Origin of the sequence: Dyadobacter sp. OTU695 (assembly GCF_038440355.1) — a bacterium.
Classification (GTDB): domain Bacteria; phylum Bacteroidota; class Bacteroidia; order Cytophagales; family Spirosomataceae; genus Dyadobacter.
Map to the genome: position 1 here is coordinate 116,729 of NZ_JASATN010000012.1, position 15,845 is coordinate 132,573.

At 49.4% G+C, this 15,845-nt stretch carries 14 protein-coding genes; 5 read left to right on the forward strand and 9 right to left on the reverse strand.

Annotated features, from left to right (window positions below; genetic code table 11):
- Positions 1-22: 22 nt before the first annotated feature.
- The 9 genes from AAHB90_RS21200 to ligA all read right to left on the reverse strand — a co-directional run bounded on the left by AAHB90_RS21200 (position 23) and on the right by ligA (position 8,982).
- Positions 23-745: a tRNA1(Val) (adenine(37)-N6)-methyltransferase gene (locus AAHB90_RS21200; RefSeq protein WP_342087203.1), complete on the reverse strand. Its 723-nt coding sequence runs from the start codon at positions 743-745 to the stop codon at positions 23-25.
- A gap of 8 nt (positions 746-753) precedes the next feature.
- Positions 754-1,383 (reverse strand): ribonuclease H family protein, encoded by a 630-nt coding sequence (locus AAHB90_RS21205; RefSeq protein ID WP_342087204.1) that lies wholly within the window; start codon positions 1,381-1,383, stop codon positions 754-756.
- A gap of 91 nt (positions 1,384-1,474) precedes the next feature.
- On the reverse strand, positions 1,475-2,707 hold the full coding sequence (gene pepT, locus AAHB90_RS21210) for a peptidase T (RefSeq protein ID WP_342087205.1): 1,233 nt from the start codon (positions 2,705-2,707) through the stop codon (positions 1,475-1,477).
- A 30-nt stretch (positions 2,708-2,737) separates the two neighbouring features.
- Positions 2,738-3,202 (reverse strand): nucleoside triphosphate pyrophosphohydrolase family protein, encoded by a 465-nt coding sequence (locus tag AAHB90_RS21215; protein WP_342087206.1) that lies wholly within the window; start codon positions 3,200-3,202, stop codon positions 2,738-2,740.
- A 55-nt stretch (positions 3,203-3,257) separates the two neighbouring features.
- Positions 3,258-3,827 (reverse strand): MarC family protein, encoded by a 570-nt coding sequence (locus AAHB90_RS21220; RefSeq protein WP_342087207.1) that lies wholly within the window; start codon positions 3,825-3,827, stop codon positions 3,258-3,260.
- Positions 3,828-3,922: 95 nt separating this feature from the next.
- On the reverse strand, positions 3,923-4,636 hold the full coding sequence (locus tag AAHB90_RS21225; RefSeq protein WP_342087208.1) for an NUDIX hydrolase: 714 nt from the start codon (positions 4,634-4,636) through the stop codon (positions 3,923-3,925).
- Between the two features lie 74 nt (positions 4,637-4,710).
- Positions 4,711-5,769 carry an aminotransferase class V-fold PLP-dependent enzyme gene (locus AAHB90_RS21230; RefSeq protein ID WP_342087209.1) on the reverse strand — a complete coding sequence of 353 codons (1,059 nt, stop codon included), beginning with the start codon at positions 5,767-5,769 and terminating at the stop codon, positions 4,711-4,713.
- Between the two features lie 169 nt (positions 5,770-5,938).
- Positions 5,939-6,829, reverse strand: a complete 891-nt coding sequence (gene dapA, locus AAHB90_RS21235) for a 4-hydroxy-tetrahydrodipicolinate synthase (protein WP_342087210.1) — start codon at positions 6,827-6,829, stop codon at positions 5,939-5,941.
- A 65-nt stretch (positions 6,830-6,894) separates the two neighbouring features.
- Positions 6,895-8,982 (reverse strand): NAD-dependent DNA ligase LigA, encoded by a 2,088-nt coding sequence (gene ligA / locus AAHB90_RS21240; protein ID WP_342087211.1) that lies wholly within the window; start codon positions 8,980-8,982, stop codon positions 6,895-6,897.
- A 179-nt stretch (positions 8,983-9,161) separates the two neighbouring features.
- On the opposite strand from ligA, the gene AAHB90_RS21245 reads away from it, so the two are divergent.
- The 5 genes from AAHB90_RS21245 (at position 9,162) to AAHB90_RS21265 (ending at position 15,753) form a co-directional block, all read left to right on the forward strand.
- Positions 9,162-9,689 carry a Uma2 family endonuclease gene (locus AAHB90_RS21245; RefSeq protein WP_342087212.1) on the forward strand — a complete coding sequence of 176 codons (528 nt, stop codon included), beginning with the start codon at positions 9,162-9,164 and terminating at the stop codon, positions 9,687-9,689.
- A gap of 93 nt (positions 9,690-9,782) precedes the next feature.
- Positions 9,783-10,430 carry a ribulose-phosphate 3-epimerase gene (gene rpe / locus AAHB90_RS21250; RefSeq protein WP_342087213.1) on the forward strand — a complete coding sequence of 216 codons (648 nt, stop codon included), beginning with the start codon at positions 9,783-9,785 and terminating at the stop codon, positions 10,428-10,430.
- 20 nt (positions 10,431-10,450) lie between these two features.
- Positions 10,451-11,746 carry an apiosidase-like domain-containing protein gene (locus AAHB90_RS21255; protein WP_342087214.1) on the forward strand — a complete coding sequence of 432 codons (1,296 nt, stop codon included), beginning with the start codon at positions 10,451-10,453 and terminating at the stop codon, positions 11,744-11,746.
- Positions 11,747-11,815: 69 nt separating this feature from the next.
- Positions 11,816-13,837: an OmpA family protein gene (locus AAHB90_RS21260; RefSeq protein WP_342087215.1), complete on the forward strand. Its 2,022-nt coding sequence runs from the start codon at positions 11,816-11,818 to the stop codon at positions 13,835-13,837.
- 59 nt (positions 13,838-13,896) lie between these two features.
- A complete protein-coding gene (locus tag AAHB90_RS21265; RefSeq protein ID WP_342087216.1) occupies positions 13,897-15,753 on the forward strand; it encodes a glycosyltransferase family 39 protein in 1,857 nt (618 codons plus the stop codon).
- Positions 15,754-15,845: the final 92 nt, after the last annotated feature.

Consider the following 15,845-nt stretch of genomic DNA (forward strand, 5'->3'; position numbering starts at 1 on the left):
GCAAAGTTCGTGTTTTTCCTGATCAAAATTTCAAATAAAAAGCTTTAAGCAACTCCCTGAAACGCGGGTCATGGGTGACGCCATCCGCTTCGTAAATATGCAGATCGGGCTCAATGTGCACATTATGAGCGAATTCGTGGCGCTGAAAAAGCATTAGTAGGCGAAATGCTTTTTTGTCTGCCTGGTGAAACAAAGTCAATTTCCGGGTGAGTTTCCAACCGGCACTTTCCGCTTTCTCTGCAAAGCGCAAGCCTTCATCGACAGGAAAAAGGATATTGAATTTACCCTCCGGTTTCAGAAGCCGTTCAATAGCGGCAAGCAGTTCCTCAAAGTCAAGGGATTTGGCATGATGAGCAATGTTCTTTTTATCGATCGGCGAAAGCAAATCCGATTGAAAAAAAGGCGGATTCGTAATGATCACATCGTATAAATGATCGGAAACAAACTCTTGCACTGGCGAATGAAACAATTTAATGCGATCGTGAAAAGGGCTTTGCTCCACGTTTTCGCCGGCTTGATAGAATGCCTCCGCATCGATTTCCACCGCATCGATCATCGCATAGGAGTTACGTTGTGCTACCATCAGCGATAAAAGGCCCGTCCCGGCACCGATATCGAGAATGCGGTCGGCATCTTCGACGTCCGCCCACGCGCCCAGTACACAGGCGTCGGTACAAACTTTCATGGCGCACTGATCCTGCCGGACAGTGAACTCTTTGAACCGGAAATGGGCGTTACGGGGCATAATATGAGTTATTTTCGTCCAAAATCAGCCGGATTCTCTCCCCAGTACTCCGTCTCCCATTTCAATATCCTGTTGGGGTAAGTATTCGTTGCAAGCCAGCGTTCGGCCCGTTGCAACATTTCAAAAAGCGGCTTGTTCCTCGGGGTCAAAGCCAGCTTGGTGTTCGCATGCTTTTTCTTGATCCACGCCATTGCCGTTTTGGAATCGGTATAAATGGGCAGGTCGCTTTCCTTTTTTTGCAAATAAGCCAGGGCGTGCACGATGGCTAAAAACTCGCCGATATTATTGGTACCGTCCTTAAATGGTCCTTGCAAAAAGATGCGGTCGCCGGTAGCGTAATAAACGCCCTGATACTCCATGTCGCCGGTAGCGGTGTTCCATGCTGCGTCTACGGCGATGCTGTTTTTAATAGGCCTTCCGACGTTCGCAGGCGGCTCCTGGACCGTGGGTTTGGAATCCTTTTTGGCCACAAACTCCCAGTAATTGCGCTGAATGGCCGCCTCGGCTTCCTGCAAAGAGTCAAAAGACTTGTAGCGCGCATCCTCGAAGCCCTTGATCTGCGCCTCGCATTCCTTCCAATCGGTAAAAACGCCCGTCTTCCGGCCTTGCCACACTACGTAGTATTTGGTCTTTTTCAATGTTGAATGAATATATCAATGATTGAATGACCGAATGATTGAATGATTGAATATGGCTTATTCGGTCATTCAGTCATTCAATCATTCAAAATTATTTTTCCTCCCAAACCTGCGCCAACTCCACGATCACTTCCACCGCCTTCTCCATATCCTGCACCGATACCCATTCTAGTTTGGAGTGAAATGCGTGCTCGCCGGCGAAGATGTTCGGGCACGGCAGCCCCATGAATGACAGCCGCGAGCCGTCGGTACCACCGCGAATGCTACGCTGAATGGGACTGAGACCGACTCTTTCCATAGCTGTCAGAGCGTTTTGAATCACTTCCGGATGCTTATCAAGCACTTCCTTCATGTTCCGGTACTGTTCCTGGACCTTAAATTCAGCCGAGGAATTGGGATACCCTTTCAAAACCTCTTCCATAATTCCTTTCAGAAACGCCTCCTTCTCATGCAGTCCAGCGACAGTAAAATCGCGGATGATGAAGCTTAAAACCGCCTTTTCCTGAATGCCTTCCATCTGAACCGGATGGATAAAACCTTCCTTATCCTTCGTGGTTTCGGGCGAAAGTTTGTCATTCGGAAGTCTTGACAATATCTCAGCTGCGATCTTCAACGCATTTTCCAGCTTGCCGATGGCATACCCTGGGTGCGTGCTCACGCCATGAATGATTATTTTGACTCCGTCGGCGGAAAAGGTTTCATCCTCCAAAGTCCCGATCGCCTCACCATCCACTGTATAGCCAAAATCAGCACCCAGCTTCTGCAAATCTACCTTTTCAGTGCCCCTTCCTACTTCTTCATCGGGCGTGAAGAGGATTTTGATAGCACCGTGCCTTATATGCCGGTTAGCGAGGAAATACTCCGCCGCAGCCATGATTTCGGCGACGCCGGCTTTATTGTCAGCCCCGAGTAATGTAGTTCCGCTGGCAGTAACAATGTCGTTTCCAATTTGCTGATCGAGATCGTGCAGTTCCCCTATTCTCAAAACTTGTGAATGATCGTCAGGCAGGATAATGTCCGAGCCATTCCAGTTACGATGAACGATCGGTCTTACATTTTCACCGGTAACATCCGGCGAAGTATCCACATGCGCGCAGAAGCAGATCACCGGGACGTCCTTTTTATCGGAATTCGACGGGATCGTCGCGTACACGTACCCGTGCTCATCTACATGCGCATCCGCAACGCCCAGCGCGCGAAGCTCCTCAGCGAGCAGATTGCTCAGGTTACGTTGCTTGGCGGTACTGGGAAATGTCTCCGAATTAGGGTCCGACTGCGTGTCAATTTGCACATAACGCAGGAATCGTTCGAGAACAGAGCTCATAATGATTCGATTGGAAGTTAGGAACTATGATTAGCCGATGATCGACGAAAGATCTGCCGGAGAATAGTTGATATTCTTCAAGGTCTTGTCGTCCGCCGTACGGTATACCAGGTATTTTCCATTATCCTCTTTATAATAGCATTCCGTGCCTTTCGCCTGGTAGTGCGCCACGGTCGCCTCGGCTTCTTCTACCGAATTACACGCTTTGGACATATTCGACCGCTGCACTTCATCGAACAACGCCCGGAACTTCTCTCCCAGCCCAAATTCCAGGACTGCGCCAGACAGTACATATTGCAGGTCGCAAAGCGCGTCCGCTACTTCCACAATGTCCTTTTCCAGGATCGCAACTTCAAGCTCCTTCAACTCTTCGGCCAGCAATGCCACACGCAGGCGGCTTCTTTCTTCAGAGGGGATCGTCGGCGTTTCCAGGATCGGGTGTTTGAAAGTTCTGTGAAAATCCGCGACTTGATTAAGGCTATCCAGTTGTTGCATTGTTATATTAATTTAAAGATTTGTCCTGACATAAAAGCGACGACCTGGGCGACACTTACATCGAAAGGTTGGTTTTGAACAATTTAATGGCAATAGCGAGCAGGATAATGCCGAAAACCTTCCGGAGAATATCCGTACCGCCCTGCCCCAGCTTCCTTTCCAGCCAGTTCGATGATTTTAATACGAGGTAAATAAAAAAGAGGTTCAGCATAATGCCGACCAGGATATTGGGAATCTGATAAGCCGAACGGAGCGAGAGCAACGTGGTCATCGTGGCAGCTCCGGCGATCATCGGGAATGCGATCGGCACAATGGACGCCACGCTTACATCCATATTACCATGTTTGAAAATCTCCCGTCCCAGGATCATTTCCAATCCTAGCAGGAAAAGAATAATGGCCCCGGCAATGGCGAACGATGCAATATCTACCCCAAAAAGGCTTAATAACCGCTCGCCCAGGAACAAAAAGATCACCATGATCAGCCCGGCGACAATGGTCGTTTTTTCGGACTCGATCTTGCCTAGCTTCCTTCTAAAATCAACGATAACCGGCAGCGAACCAAGCACATCGATCACCGAAAAGAGGATCAGCGTTACGGAGACGATTTCCTTAAAATTGAACATGGGCTTACACTTTGGGGCGTTTTGGTTCCGCAAAGTTGCTCAAAACCGACTGCTTACACAACCTTAAAAGTCATTGATCGCGAAAATAGCAGCGGCTAAGAAGCGCTTCCCGGCAGGAAGTTCAGGAATGTATTGAACTGTTTTTTGTACTTCTCCTCATCGATCTTGTAAAAGAAGGCGCCTTTTTTGGAATAGCCCTTCTGCTTTTCATCTAGCTTAATCAACAAGTTGGTAGACAACAACTTGCGACTAAAATTGCGTTTATCGAGCTCTGTCCCGAAAATCGCCTCGTAAAGCTTCTGCAACTGCGGGATCGTAAATTTCTCCGGCAACAATTCAAAGCCGATCGGATGCTGTGAGGCTTTGTAGCGCAAATGCTGGATCGCCATTTCGACCATCATACCGTGGTCAAAAAGCAGTTTAGGCAGTTCCTGCATGGAGAACCATTGCGCTTCGTAATTTTTGGAGATCTTGTGGTCGTAGTCTTCCACATTGATCAGTGCAAAATAGGCAACGGAAACCGTACGCTCAACCGGGTCACGGTGAGGGCTTCCGAAAGTGTAAAGTTGTTCCAGGTAAATGTCCGTCAGGTTCGTAAGCTCAAAAAGAATACGGGACGATGCGCCTTCAAGGCTTTCGTCGGGTTGCACCCAACCGCCCATCAGCGACCAGGTATGATGCTCATCTTCGATGCCCCTTTTTACCAGCAAAAGTTTCAGCTCTTCGCCATCAAAACCAAAAATAATCGAATCCAGCGCGACCAGACATTTGGTCTGGGCCTGGTATTGTTTTAAAATATCTAATCGCACAATCTAGAAATCCGCGGGTGAGTAGATTTGTTTTTAGTTAAAAATACAAGGAAGGTCATTTACTACTCATTCCATCAATTAGGGGCCATTTTTACCAGAAATGCCTTCAATATGGCTATTTCCTCATCGCTGATCGCCGGGAAATTGGCAATGCGGAAGCTGGTATCCTTCTCTTTTCCATACCCGTTACCCAGGGTGATGCCCTCTTTCCTGGCCGCATTTTTCAGTGCATCGATACGCTCCTTTCCCGCGCGCACGGCGATAACGGTGTCCGAACGTACTGCGGTATTTTCAACCATCAGGTCGTAGCCGTATTCCAAAAGGAAGGTATACCATTCGTGTGCACGCCGACGCGTCTGCGCGTCAACCTCGTCGATGGGCGCAACTTGCTGCATAACCTTTCCAAGCAGGTAAATACCAAGAATATTCGGTGTAAATGGGGTTTGGAACTTCAAAAAGTTATCGCGGATAAAGAGCAGACTATTGTAATGCTTCCGCTCGCCGACCTGAATCGCGCGCTCAATGGCTTTGGGCGAAACGATCATTACCGCCAACCCCGCAGGCAGGCCAAAGCATTTCTGGACGGAAGCGTACCAGATATCGGCATTTTCCCAGGGGAGCACCACGCCCGCCATCGCCGAGGTGGCATCGACTGCGATCAGGTTATCGACCTTTTTGCGGATGTCCAGCAGGAAGCCTTCGGGAATTTTGGTGCCGTTCGAAGTCTCATTGTAGGTTACGCAGATAAGCTCGTTGCGTGAGAACACAGCCGACCGGTCCATCAGCAGCGTCTCATTCAGTCCGAAAGCCGCATCGCTGGCACGGTGCGAAATGCGATGGGTATATTCCATCCATTTCTCGCCAAATGCCCCATTGTAAATGTGCAGGCTCGAATCGATCAGCAGCGACTGGGCGATGATTTCCCAGCATTCTGTCGCCGACGATACGAAATAGACCTCATAGCCAGCCGGAACGTCCAGCTTTGCTTTCAAATCCGCAATCGTCTGTTCCAGCAGTTGCATGAACCCGGTGCTGCGGTGATTGGAGCTGATCAGCCCGCTGGCGAAAGCCTCGGAAATATATTGTTCGACCTGAGGATAAACCTTACTCGGCCCTGGGTAAAACGTAATCATAGCATTTCATTTTTGATTCAAACAAAAAACATCACAGGCCGGAATTAAATCCCCAAACCTGTGATGCCTGAAATATAAATTGAAAGCCGGAATATCAAACAATACCCCCCGATCATATCTAACTGCACTTAATTATCAGCTACACCTGACTATTCCTGACCGTTCATTGTCACATGAACCCCTCGCGAACCATCGCCTTCTCCAACTTCTCTCCCAGTTCTTTAGATGCTTTCAACAACGGCAAACGTACATCCGAGCTGCAAATACCTTTAATTTCCAGGCATTTCTTAATCCCTACCGGATTGGATTCAATGTAAAGCAGCGTATCGAATTCCAGGAATGCGAGTTGCAGTTTGGCGGCGTCTTTGAAACGGCCTTCCAAAGCAGCCCAGGTAAGATCGTGGAATTCTTTCGGAAATGCATTGGCAATCACCGAAATAACGCCGTGCCAGCCTACGCTCACCATCGTGGTTACCAGGTTATCGTCGCCCGAAAGCAGCAAAAAGTCGTTGGGCACGCGTGCGGCGAGTTCCATGCTTTGTTCGAGGCTGCCGCCAGCGTCTTTGATACCAATGATGTTCGGATGCGCCGCGAGTTTCACGATCGTATCCACCTTCATGTTAATGACCGTTCGGCCGGGTACATTGTACAAAAGGACCGGAACCGGCGAAGCGTCGGCAATCGCAGTGAAATGCGCGATAATGCCTTCCTGAGTCGGTTTGTTGTAGTATGGGCATACCGACAGGATCGCATCAACACCGGCGAAGTCAGTTTCCTTAATGGTATCTAAAACCGACTGGGTATCATTGCTTCCGATACCGTAAACGATCGGCAGTTTTTTGTAGTTGTTTTGGATTGTAAATGCCAGGATATCACGCTTTTCCTTGGAAGTAACTGTTGGCGACTCGCCAGTTGTTCCTTGTACTACCAGATAGTCCGTACCACCTTCCGTCACCAGGTCGATCAGTCTTTTCAGACCTGGATAATCAATCTCATTCTGTTCATCAAAAGGTGTGATCAGCGCGGCCCCTACCCCTTTGAAACGTTGGTCCAATGGCATTATTTACTTATATAATTGTTAGATTTTAAAACACAAAGTTAGCCTTCCGGGGCTATTTTCTTCACTTAATTTCCAATCATTGCTAAAAATTCTTCCTCGGAGATAATGGTAACGCCCAGTTTCCGTGCTTTTTCAAGTTTGGAAGGCCCCATATTCGCGCCGGCAAGCAGGTAATTGAGCTTCCCTGAAACCCCGCTGAGCACCTTTCCACCGTTTGCCTCTATTTTCTCTTTCAGTTCGTCCCGCTCGAAATTTTCAAACACTCCGGAGATGACGAAGGTCTTACCATCCAGCAAGTCACTTTCGATTTCCACGGGCTTTTCATCACTTTCCATTTGCAAACCAGCCTGCTCAAGACGCTCAACAAGTAGCTGGTTTTCAGGTACACTGAAAAACGACTCGATACTTAATGCAATCCGTCCGCCGATCTCCGGAACGGCAGTCAGTTGGTCGTAAGTCGCAGCCCGCAGCGCCCGCATCGATTTGAAATAGGCGGCCAGTTTCTCTGCTACCGTCTGGCCCACAAAGCGGATACCCAATGCGAAAAGCACATTCTTAAAAGGCACCGTTCGCGACAAATCAATGCCTTTCAGGATATTATCGACCGTTTTTTCACGGAAGCTGATCTTTTTAACCTTCCCGGTTTCCTCATTGAGAAGATTCTTTTCGAGCCCGAGCAGTTTGTCATAGTTCAAATCGTACAGGTCCGCGGGCGTACGCACGAGATCGAGATCAAAAAGAAGTTCAATTTTCCCCTCACCGAGACTTTCAATGTTCATTGCTTTACGGTGGATGAAATGCTCGATGCGGCCTTTCAACTGCGGCGGGCAATGGCTGTCGTTCGGGCAGAAAAACGCCACTTCACCTTCATTACGCTGCAACTCATGGCCGCATTCAGGGCAATGCGTCGGGAATACGATCGGCTCTGTTTCAAACTTCTCCCTTTGCGACACGTCTACGCCAGTAATTTTAGGAATGATCTCCCCGCTTTTTTCCACAAACACGGTGTCATTCAGGCGGATACCTAGTCTTTCCAGCTCGTTCGCATTGTGCAGTGTGGCGCGTTTCACCCGCGTACCCGACAAATGCACCCCTTTCACCTGGTTATAGGGCAATGCGCGCTCCGACAAATCGCAAAGGTTGGCAACCGGGGTAACAGCGCCAGTACGCCCTACCTGGTAGGTCACCATACGCAGCACAGCAGGTTTGTTTTCGGCCTTATATTTATACGAAATAGCCCAGCGCGGGCTTTTAGCCGTAAAACCGAGCTCTCTTTGCTGAGCAACTGAATTGACCTTGATCACAATCCCATCCGTCGCCAACGGCAGGTGCGTGCGCTTTTCCTCCCATTCCCGGATGTATTCAATGGCTTCATCGATGTTGGCGACCTTTTTCCAGCCCGGCGACACGTTGAACCCCCAGGACTTCATTCCCAGCAGCGTTTCTTCCTGGCTTTGGAAAACGTCGACGTCGGCAAAGAAATAATACAGGTAACAATCCAGCCCGCGACGTGCCGTTTCGGCAGAATCCTGCAACTTAAACGAGCCGGAAGCTGCATTACGAGGGTTTGCATATTGGTTTTCGCCCAAAGTGTCCATCTCCTCATTCAGTTTCTGAAAGGAACTGATTGGCATAAAACCTTCCCCGCGAATTTCAAATAGCGGCGGCAGATTGTCCGCTTTCACCCGCAAAGGCAGCGAACGGATCGTTTTGACATTATTCGTGATCTCGTCACCGCGCGTGCCGTCACCCCGCGTGACGCCGCGGACGAGGACACCGTTTTCATAGGTAAAACTGAGGGAAATCCCGTCGAATTTGAGTTCGCAAATGTATTCAAACTCCTCGCCATCAAGCCCCCGGCGTACCCGGTCGTCGAAGTTCCGCAGTTCCTGCTCGTTGTAAGTATTGTCGAGCGAGAGCATCGGATACCGGTGGTACACCGCATTGAAAGTCTTGGTAATCGTCCCGCCAACCCGCTGCGTAGGCGAATCGCCCTGTTTGAATTCAGGATACTCGTTTTCCAGGACCTGCAGCTCTTTAAGCATCTGGTCAAATTCATAGTCCGATATCTCCGACTCGCTATCCTGGTAATAGCGGTCATTATAATAATGCAGCTTGTCTGAAAGCTCCTGGATTCTCTGTTCGGGATTCATAGTAGTCACGGCGGCTTGATGATTCGGCCCAAATTTAAGATTTATTCCAAATTCTGAGCACTGGATAATTCTTGTGTTACCAATTGCCTATTGTGGCGTATCAATGGGACATTCGCTTATCCTTCACAAGCTCAGTATGTCACACATTTTTTGTATTTTCGTTCAAAACGGCCAAGCCTATGAAAACACTGGAACCGCCGGTCCGGTACAATCCGGATCTGACGCAGATCATAAACGGGGAGGAAGTTATGTCGCCTAGCCCGAGATTGCTCCATCAAAGAGCCTCCATGAGATTGGAATGGCTCTTACTGAATCATCTGGCAAAATTTGATTTGGGTGAACTATTCCATGCCCCATTCGATGTTATTTTCGAGCAAGACTTCAATCATCTGCAACCAGATATCCTCTTTGTATCCAAACAAAACCAAGAGATTTTACAAGATTGGGTACGGGGAACACCGGACCTTGTCATTGAAATCGTCTCGCCTGGGTCGAAAAAAATGGATACAGTTATTAAAAAAGGTATTTATGAACGCTACGGCGTTCCTGAATGCTGGATTGTGTTTCCCGAGCAGGTTTGCATTGAGGTTTATACCCTTGTCGATCACCAATATGAGCTGTATGGTACATTTTTGAGGCAGGACTGTGTGCGTTCGAAGGTTCTGGAAGGGTTATCATTCCCTGTCAATGCTATATCAAATGATTAACAGGCGGTTAGCAATGCAAAACCTTTGAATTACCCTCTTTGCCCATAAATTCACTAATTTCGGCCTCATTAATCATTACTAGCTTCTGATTTCATGGCTGAAATTGCCCCTTCCATACTCGCCGCGGATTTTGCAAACCTGCAACGCGACGTCGAAATGATCAACAGCAGTTCCGCAGGTTATATCCATGTCGACATCATGGATGGCATGTTCGTTCCCAATATTTCGTTTGGATTACCCGTCTGCGAGGCTATCCACCGGCATGCGAAAAAGCCGCTGGACGTGCATTTAATGATCGAGCAGCCCGACAGGTACCTCGAAGCATTCCGCAACGCAGGCGCTGCCGGGCTTACGGTACATTACGAGGCTTGCCCGCACCTGCACCGCACGATCCAGCACATCAGGGAACTGGGTGCCGAACCGGGCGTGGCACTTAACCCGCATACGCCGGTAGAAGTTTTGAGTGAAATCATGGGCGATGTGTCATTGATCCTGATCATGTCCGTGAACCCCGGTTTTGGCGGTCAGAAATTCATTGAAAACAGCTACCGGAAAATCGCCACACTCGACGCGTACCGCAAAAAATTCGGATACAATTTCAAGATTGAAGTCGACGGCGGCGTTAATCTCAACAACGCGCCCCGGCTTGTGCGCGAAGGCGTGGACATCCTCGTGGCAGGGAGCTTTGTTTTTACCTCGCCCGACCCAGCCCAAACGATAGCTGAGCTGGGAAATAGCTAGCATTCATTTAGCTGACACCAATGAAAATCCCCAAACCGCTAGCAGCGAAATCGTTGGCAGGTATTGTACTGGCCTGCTTGATTTCGCTGGGATTTATTTTTCAGAAAGAAGATCAGGTCCCGCACAGGTTCCCGTTGAAGATCAGCCCGAACGGCAGGCACATTACCGACAATCACGGAACGCCATTTCTGATGGTGGCAGATGTGGCCTGGCAAATGCTTCGGAGGCTGAGCTATGCGGAAGCGGTGCAATATATGGACATCCGCAAGTCTCAGTCGTTCAATACGCTCCTGGTACATTTGCTTCCTGCGCTGCCGAATCAGCGGAATTTCAACAAGGTCACGCCGTTTCTCGACAACAATGATCTGACAAAACCCAACAAGCTCTATTTCGACTATCTTGAGAAGATCGTCATAGCGGCCAGGGAACGTAATCTGGTGGTCGGGATTGTGGTGTCACGCCAGAGCTGGAACACGGTTTTTGATGTGCAAAAGGAAGAAGCGTGGAAAAGTTACGGAACTTACGTTGGAAAGCATTTTTCGAAATACTCCAACATCATCTGGATTGTCAGCGAAGAAGAGTACCAGAGTGCGTCGCAGTTCAAAGCCATTTCCGAGGGCATCCGGGCGGAATCTGACGGACAGATCATTGCGTCGCTCAACACCTGCTCCCCCACGAGCGTGAACGATAATTCCCCCAACCATTCGCAGCTCAAATTCATCATTCCCGATTCCACGGTAACCCCTGCTGAATATGCCGCGTTGGCCAACTGGCAGAAAAATTCGGCGGAAGCGGCATTAAGACCGTTCCTGATCGCGAATTCCGAATTCCCCAAAGAAATCACCGACCAATCGACCCTTATCCGCAACCAGGCATACCAATCCATTTTGAGCTCCGCGGCAGGTTTTTGCCATATGAGCACGATTAAGAATTTCAATCCTACCTGGAAAGTCAATATTACCAAAGACGGTGCTGAATACATTCATCAGCTGGTCAAGATCCTCAAAGGCATCCCGTGGGAATATATGCAGCCGGATACGCCCGATCTGCTTGTGGATTCGCTCGATAAAGCGGAAATAGGCATTGTATCGCTTTCGAACAAAAAGATGGCCATGCTTTACCTCCCTACTTCACGAGCGGTCCGCCTGGACCTCAGACATTTGGAAGGCAGCCTGTTCGGCGCGGTTTGGTACAGCCCGCGCACGGGCAAAAGATGGAACGGCAAAGATTTGAAGCTGGACGAAGAAGCGATCGTTCAGCCGCCCGAGTTACAGCCGGAATGGGACTGGATACTGCTCATCGGCACGAAGCAGTAGATTGACATTTTTTTGTATTATTAATATATTACCAGATATTGAGTGGCCCTGCCGGTATCTGATCACCCCATGCGTTTGAGATTTAAAAGCACCCTTTTTGGTATATTAATGGCAGCAATGCCGCTTTCCGCGTACTGCCAGGAAGTGTTATGGGCCAACAAGGTACTAGGCTACTCTTCCGAATATCGCCCGTCGCAAATAGGCCATGCTTACCGGTCCAAGCAGATATTGGGCGCTCCCAGCAAACTCCCCGATTTTGGCGACAGCCCCTGTGCCTGGACGCCCGCCGACGCCGACAGTCGCAACGAGGAATGGATCAAAGTGGGTTTCGACAAGGCCATACCATTAAAACAGATTGCGATTGCCGAAAACTTCAACCCGGGCGCAGTCGTGCGTGTGTATGCATATGATGCCGCCGGTAGGGAATACCTCGTTTCAGAAACACCCGCTGCCCAACAGCCTGTGAAAGGCCGTATGCTCCATATTTTCCCCAAACAAGACATCCAGGCCAATGCGGTAAAAATTGTGCTGCAACCGGGCAAGGTTTCGGGTTTCAATCAGATAGATGCGATCGGTATCTCGTCGAATGCGGTACCTGTAGAAGCGAAAATCAATTTTGTGGCATCCCAGCTCAAAGCACAAAGGGAAAATCTGGGCAAGGCAATCAACTCCAAAGGCCAGGAAGTGGCGCCCATTATCGCGCCGGACGGCAAGACACTCTACTTTACCCGAAACGATTTCGAAGGGAATACCGGCACGCCTTCTCATCAGGACGTCTGGTACTCGACGCTCAACGACCAGGGCCAATGGACTGACGCGGTCAATATTGGTCCGCCTATCAATAATGCGAATGACAATGCAACTACCAGCATCTCAGCTGATGGTAAAACGCTTTATTTGATCAATGAATATCAGCCCAATGGCAGTATGTACTTCGGTTTCTCGCGTTCTTTCAAAACTAAATCAGGATGGGGGTTCCCGCGTACTGTAAAAATCACCAATCTCATAAAGACGGCGAAATTCCTTGAAATTACTGTATCGCCATTTGAAAATGTGCTCATTATGGCCGTCGAAGGTTTGGATTCCGAAGGAGGAAAGGATTTGTATGTTTCGTTCTTGCAAAAAGACGAAACCTGGTCAGAGCCCCGAAGACTGGGGGACGTAATCAACACCGCCGACAGCGAAAGCACTCCGTTCCTCGCTCTCGACAACAAGACGCTGTACTTTTCGTCGTCCGGCCATGCCGGTTATGGCCAGGGCGACCTGTTCCTCACCCGCCGTCTCGACGACACCTGGCTCAACTGGTCGACGCCGGAAAATCTAGGCCCGGCCGTCAACTCTCCGCTTTGGGACGCATTCATCAATATCCCGGCGACCGGGGATTATGCCTATTTTAGTGCGAGCGACAAGTTTTTAGGGCAGGAGGACATTTTCCGCATCCGCATGACGCCCGAGATCAAGCCCGATCCGGTGGCGGTGGTGAGCGGAAGCATTTTGGAAGCCGAAACGAATAAACCCGTGAAATCAGACATTGCAGCCGACATTAAAAGCACCAACACCTCTTTTGCAACGGCCAGTTTTGACCCCGAAACAGGCGAATACCGGCTGATACTTCCATTGAAAGAAATATACCGCATTACAGCGTCCGGCAACGGCTATTTCCCGGTTACGGAAGACATGGACCTGAGCGCTGAAACCAGCTTTCGCACGATCCGGAAGAATATTTATCTGCAACCCATCAAGGCCGGACAGCAGATCAGGCTGAGCAATACGATGTTTTCCCAAAGCAGCGCGGAAGTGATCCCGTCGTCGTTTGCCGAGCTCGACAAAATCGCGGAAACGATGAAAAGCTACCCCACCATGGAAATATTGCTGGAAGGCCATACCGACAATCAGGGAGAAGTGCAAAAGAACGTCAAGCTCTCCGCCGACCGGGTGGAACAGGTAAAAAAATACCTTTTGTCCAAAGGCATCGATGGTAAGCGCATCCAGACCAAGGCCTGGGGCCCGGCGCGGCCGATCGCCAGCAACCTCACCGAACAGACCCGCCAGAAAAACCGCAGAGTAGAGTTTACGATTCTTAAAATCTAAAAAATATCCTATAACGGGAAATTTCCTTATTTTCGCGGCGTCCATCAGCGAACGCACTAATGTCTCCCAACCAAACCAAAGAAACCCTGCGGTCAAGGCTCATACTCACCCTTATTCTCGTTGCAGGTCTTGCGTTGAGACTTTACAACCTCGATCGTTACAGTATTTTCTTCGACGAAGTAAGTACACTGCTTGTCAGCCAGGGCATTGTGCTGGAAGGGGCCAATCAAAAGGAGGCATTTGCTACACGCGAACTGGTGGACTCCCGTTTTTGGACAACACCGAAATTCCCGCAGAAGCAGGTGCTGCGCACATTTACCGCAAACGAGGTCTTTCATCCCAAAACATTCACACCGGCCGAGTTCTGGGCTCCGAAAGCCATTCCCGATTACTACGAAGCCATGACGCGCAGCGACATCGGGAACAGTCCGTTCTATTACGCGCTCCTGCATCCGTGGATCGAATTTTTCGGCATTTCCGACTATTCGGTTCGCTTCTTTTCCGTCATTTTCAGTGTAATGATCATCGGGCTGACCTACTTGTTCGCAAGAAGGTTTTTCGGGATCAAAACTGCGTTGATAGCGGCCGGCATTACGGCCATCGAACCTTTTTTTATCGCTTACAGCCACCAGGCACGCAACTATTCGCTCACCTTCTTTCTGACGCTGGCCGCCACCTACTTCTTTTTACAAATCATTGAAAACAAAGCCGGTAAGCGGAATACACTCTGGCTCTATATAGGTTATATTCTCGCAGCCGGGTTCGGACTTCTCAGTCACTTTCTTGTCATTTCGGTGCTGCTGGCGCACGCGGTTTATGCGTTATTTTTCCTGAGAACCTTCAAAGGCTGGGTTCGAATTGCCATTGCGGCAGTTTTCACGCTTTCAGGGGTGACCTGGTGGCTGATGTTCGGGGGGGGCGTTTATACATTGTCATCGCTGCAACACCAGGCCGATTTATACCGGAGAATGGCTGAGACCGGCGGGCAGACGTTTGGTAATATCCTCCCGGCGACCCCGCTCAACGTTTTCAACAAGTCGCTGCCCGTTTTTACCGATCTTGTAATTTTCACCAATGGCCTTACCGATGCTCTCGGTGGCAAAAAGAATGTGGCGATAGCATTGCTTGCCGCGTTGATACTAATCCTCTGGTACCGTTTCAAAGACAAAATCAACACACCGGCCTGGCTTACGCCTCGCTTTCCCTATTTGCTGATCCTCGTCTTCGGTTTTTTTTACAGCAACCATAAGCTACAATTCAGTATCCTGAGCGTCAGCCTGTTTGCACTCTCCTTTATCCCCGATTTGCACAAAAGTGTAAGTCCCGAACAACGGAAGCGGCTTTGGTTGCTCTACTTCATGGCGCTTATCCCGACGTTGTTCCTGGCCCTGATGTCCTTCAAGAACGGGCATACCTATGGCATTACCCAGCGCTATTCCGGGTTTTCATTTCCTTACATGATTATCCTGCTGAGTCTTTTACTGCAATTCTACACGACCTTACAGGCAGAGTTCAGAGTACTTATTTTCGTATTCCTGGCAGCCCAGCTCTATTTTGTAGGGTTGAGGTTAAAAGAGTTCTATGAAGACCGCTCTCCGAAATACGGCTATTTCGCCGTGCCGCGCGTGCCTAACCCGTACATGGAAGCCGCAAAACTGATCGAGGCGACTTACCAGCCCGGCGACACCATTTATTACCCATCGCCGCGCTATGAAATCACTTCCGAAATGGACCGGACCTTCCTGCCTTACTCGATCCACGATGCGCAGATTACCAATCTTTATTTCCCGAAAGACGCGCAGTACATCCAGGCAATGGATACCACTCAGAATGAGCGGATATGGATCAGAAAGAAGGGCCGGCCGAAGCCCGTTGAAATCATGAAACTGACCGGCAAGCGTTACGGATTTGAGTAAGCGGCAAGGGTGTTTTGACTGAGCCGTCCAATAAGATTTCGTATATTGCGGACTTAAAACCGGAGATCTGGCCGTTATTTTGCAGAGAACTC

Coding starts and splice junctions, on each gene's coding strand:
- AAHB90_RS21200 (WP_342087203.1), bottom strand. CDS start 745: ATGCCCCGTAACGCCCATTTCCGGTTCAAAGAGTTCACTGTCCGGCAG.
- pepT (WP_342087205.1), bottom strand. CDS start 2,707: ATGAGCTCTGTTCTCGAACGATTCCTGCGTTATGTGCAAATTGACACG.
- AAHB90_RS21215 (WP_342087206.1), bottom strand. CDS start 3,202: ATGCAACAACTGGATAGCCTTAATCAAGTCGCGGATTTTCACAGAACT.
- AAHB90_RS21220 (WP_342087207.1), bottom strand. CDS start 3,827: ATGTTCAATTTTAAGGAAATCGTCTCCGTAACGCTGATCCTCTTTTCG.
- AAHB90_RS21230 (WP_342087209.1), bottom strand. CDS start 5,769: ATGATTACGTTTTACCCAGGGCCGAGTAAGGTTTATCCTCAGGTCGAA.
- dapA (WP_342087210.1), bottom strand. CDS start 6,829: ATGCCATTGGACCAACGTTTCAAAGGGGTAGGGGCCGCGCTGATCACA.
- ligA (WP_342087211.1), bottom strand. CDS start 8,982: ATGAATCCCGAACAGAGAATCCAGGAGCTTTCAGACAAGCTGCATTAT.
- AAHB90_RS21245 (WP_342087212.1), top strand. CDS start 9,162: ATGAAAACACTGGAACCGCCGGTCCGGTACAATCCGGATCTGACGCAG.
- rpe (WP_342087213.1), top strand. CDS start 9,783: ATGGCTGAAATTGCCCCTTCCATACTCGCCGCGGATTTTGCAAACCTG.
- AAHB90_RS21255 (WP_342087214.1), top strand. CDS start 10,451: ATGAAAATCCCCAAACCGCTAGCAGCGAAATCGTTGGCAGGTATTGTA.
- AAHB90_RS21260 (WP_342087215.1), top strand. CDS start 11,816: ATGCGTTTGAGATTTAAAAGCACCCTTTTTGGTATATTAATGGCAGCA.
- AAHB90_RS21265 (WP_342087216.1), top strand. CDS start 13,897: ATGTCTCCCAACCAAACCAAAGAAACCCTGCGGTCAAGGCTCATACTC.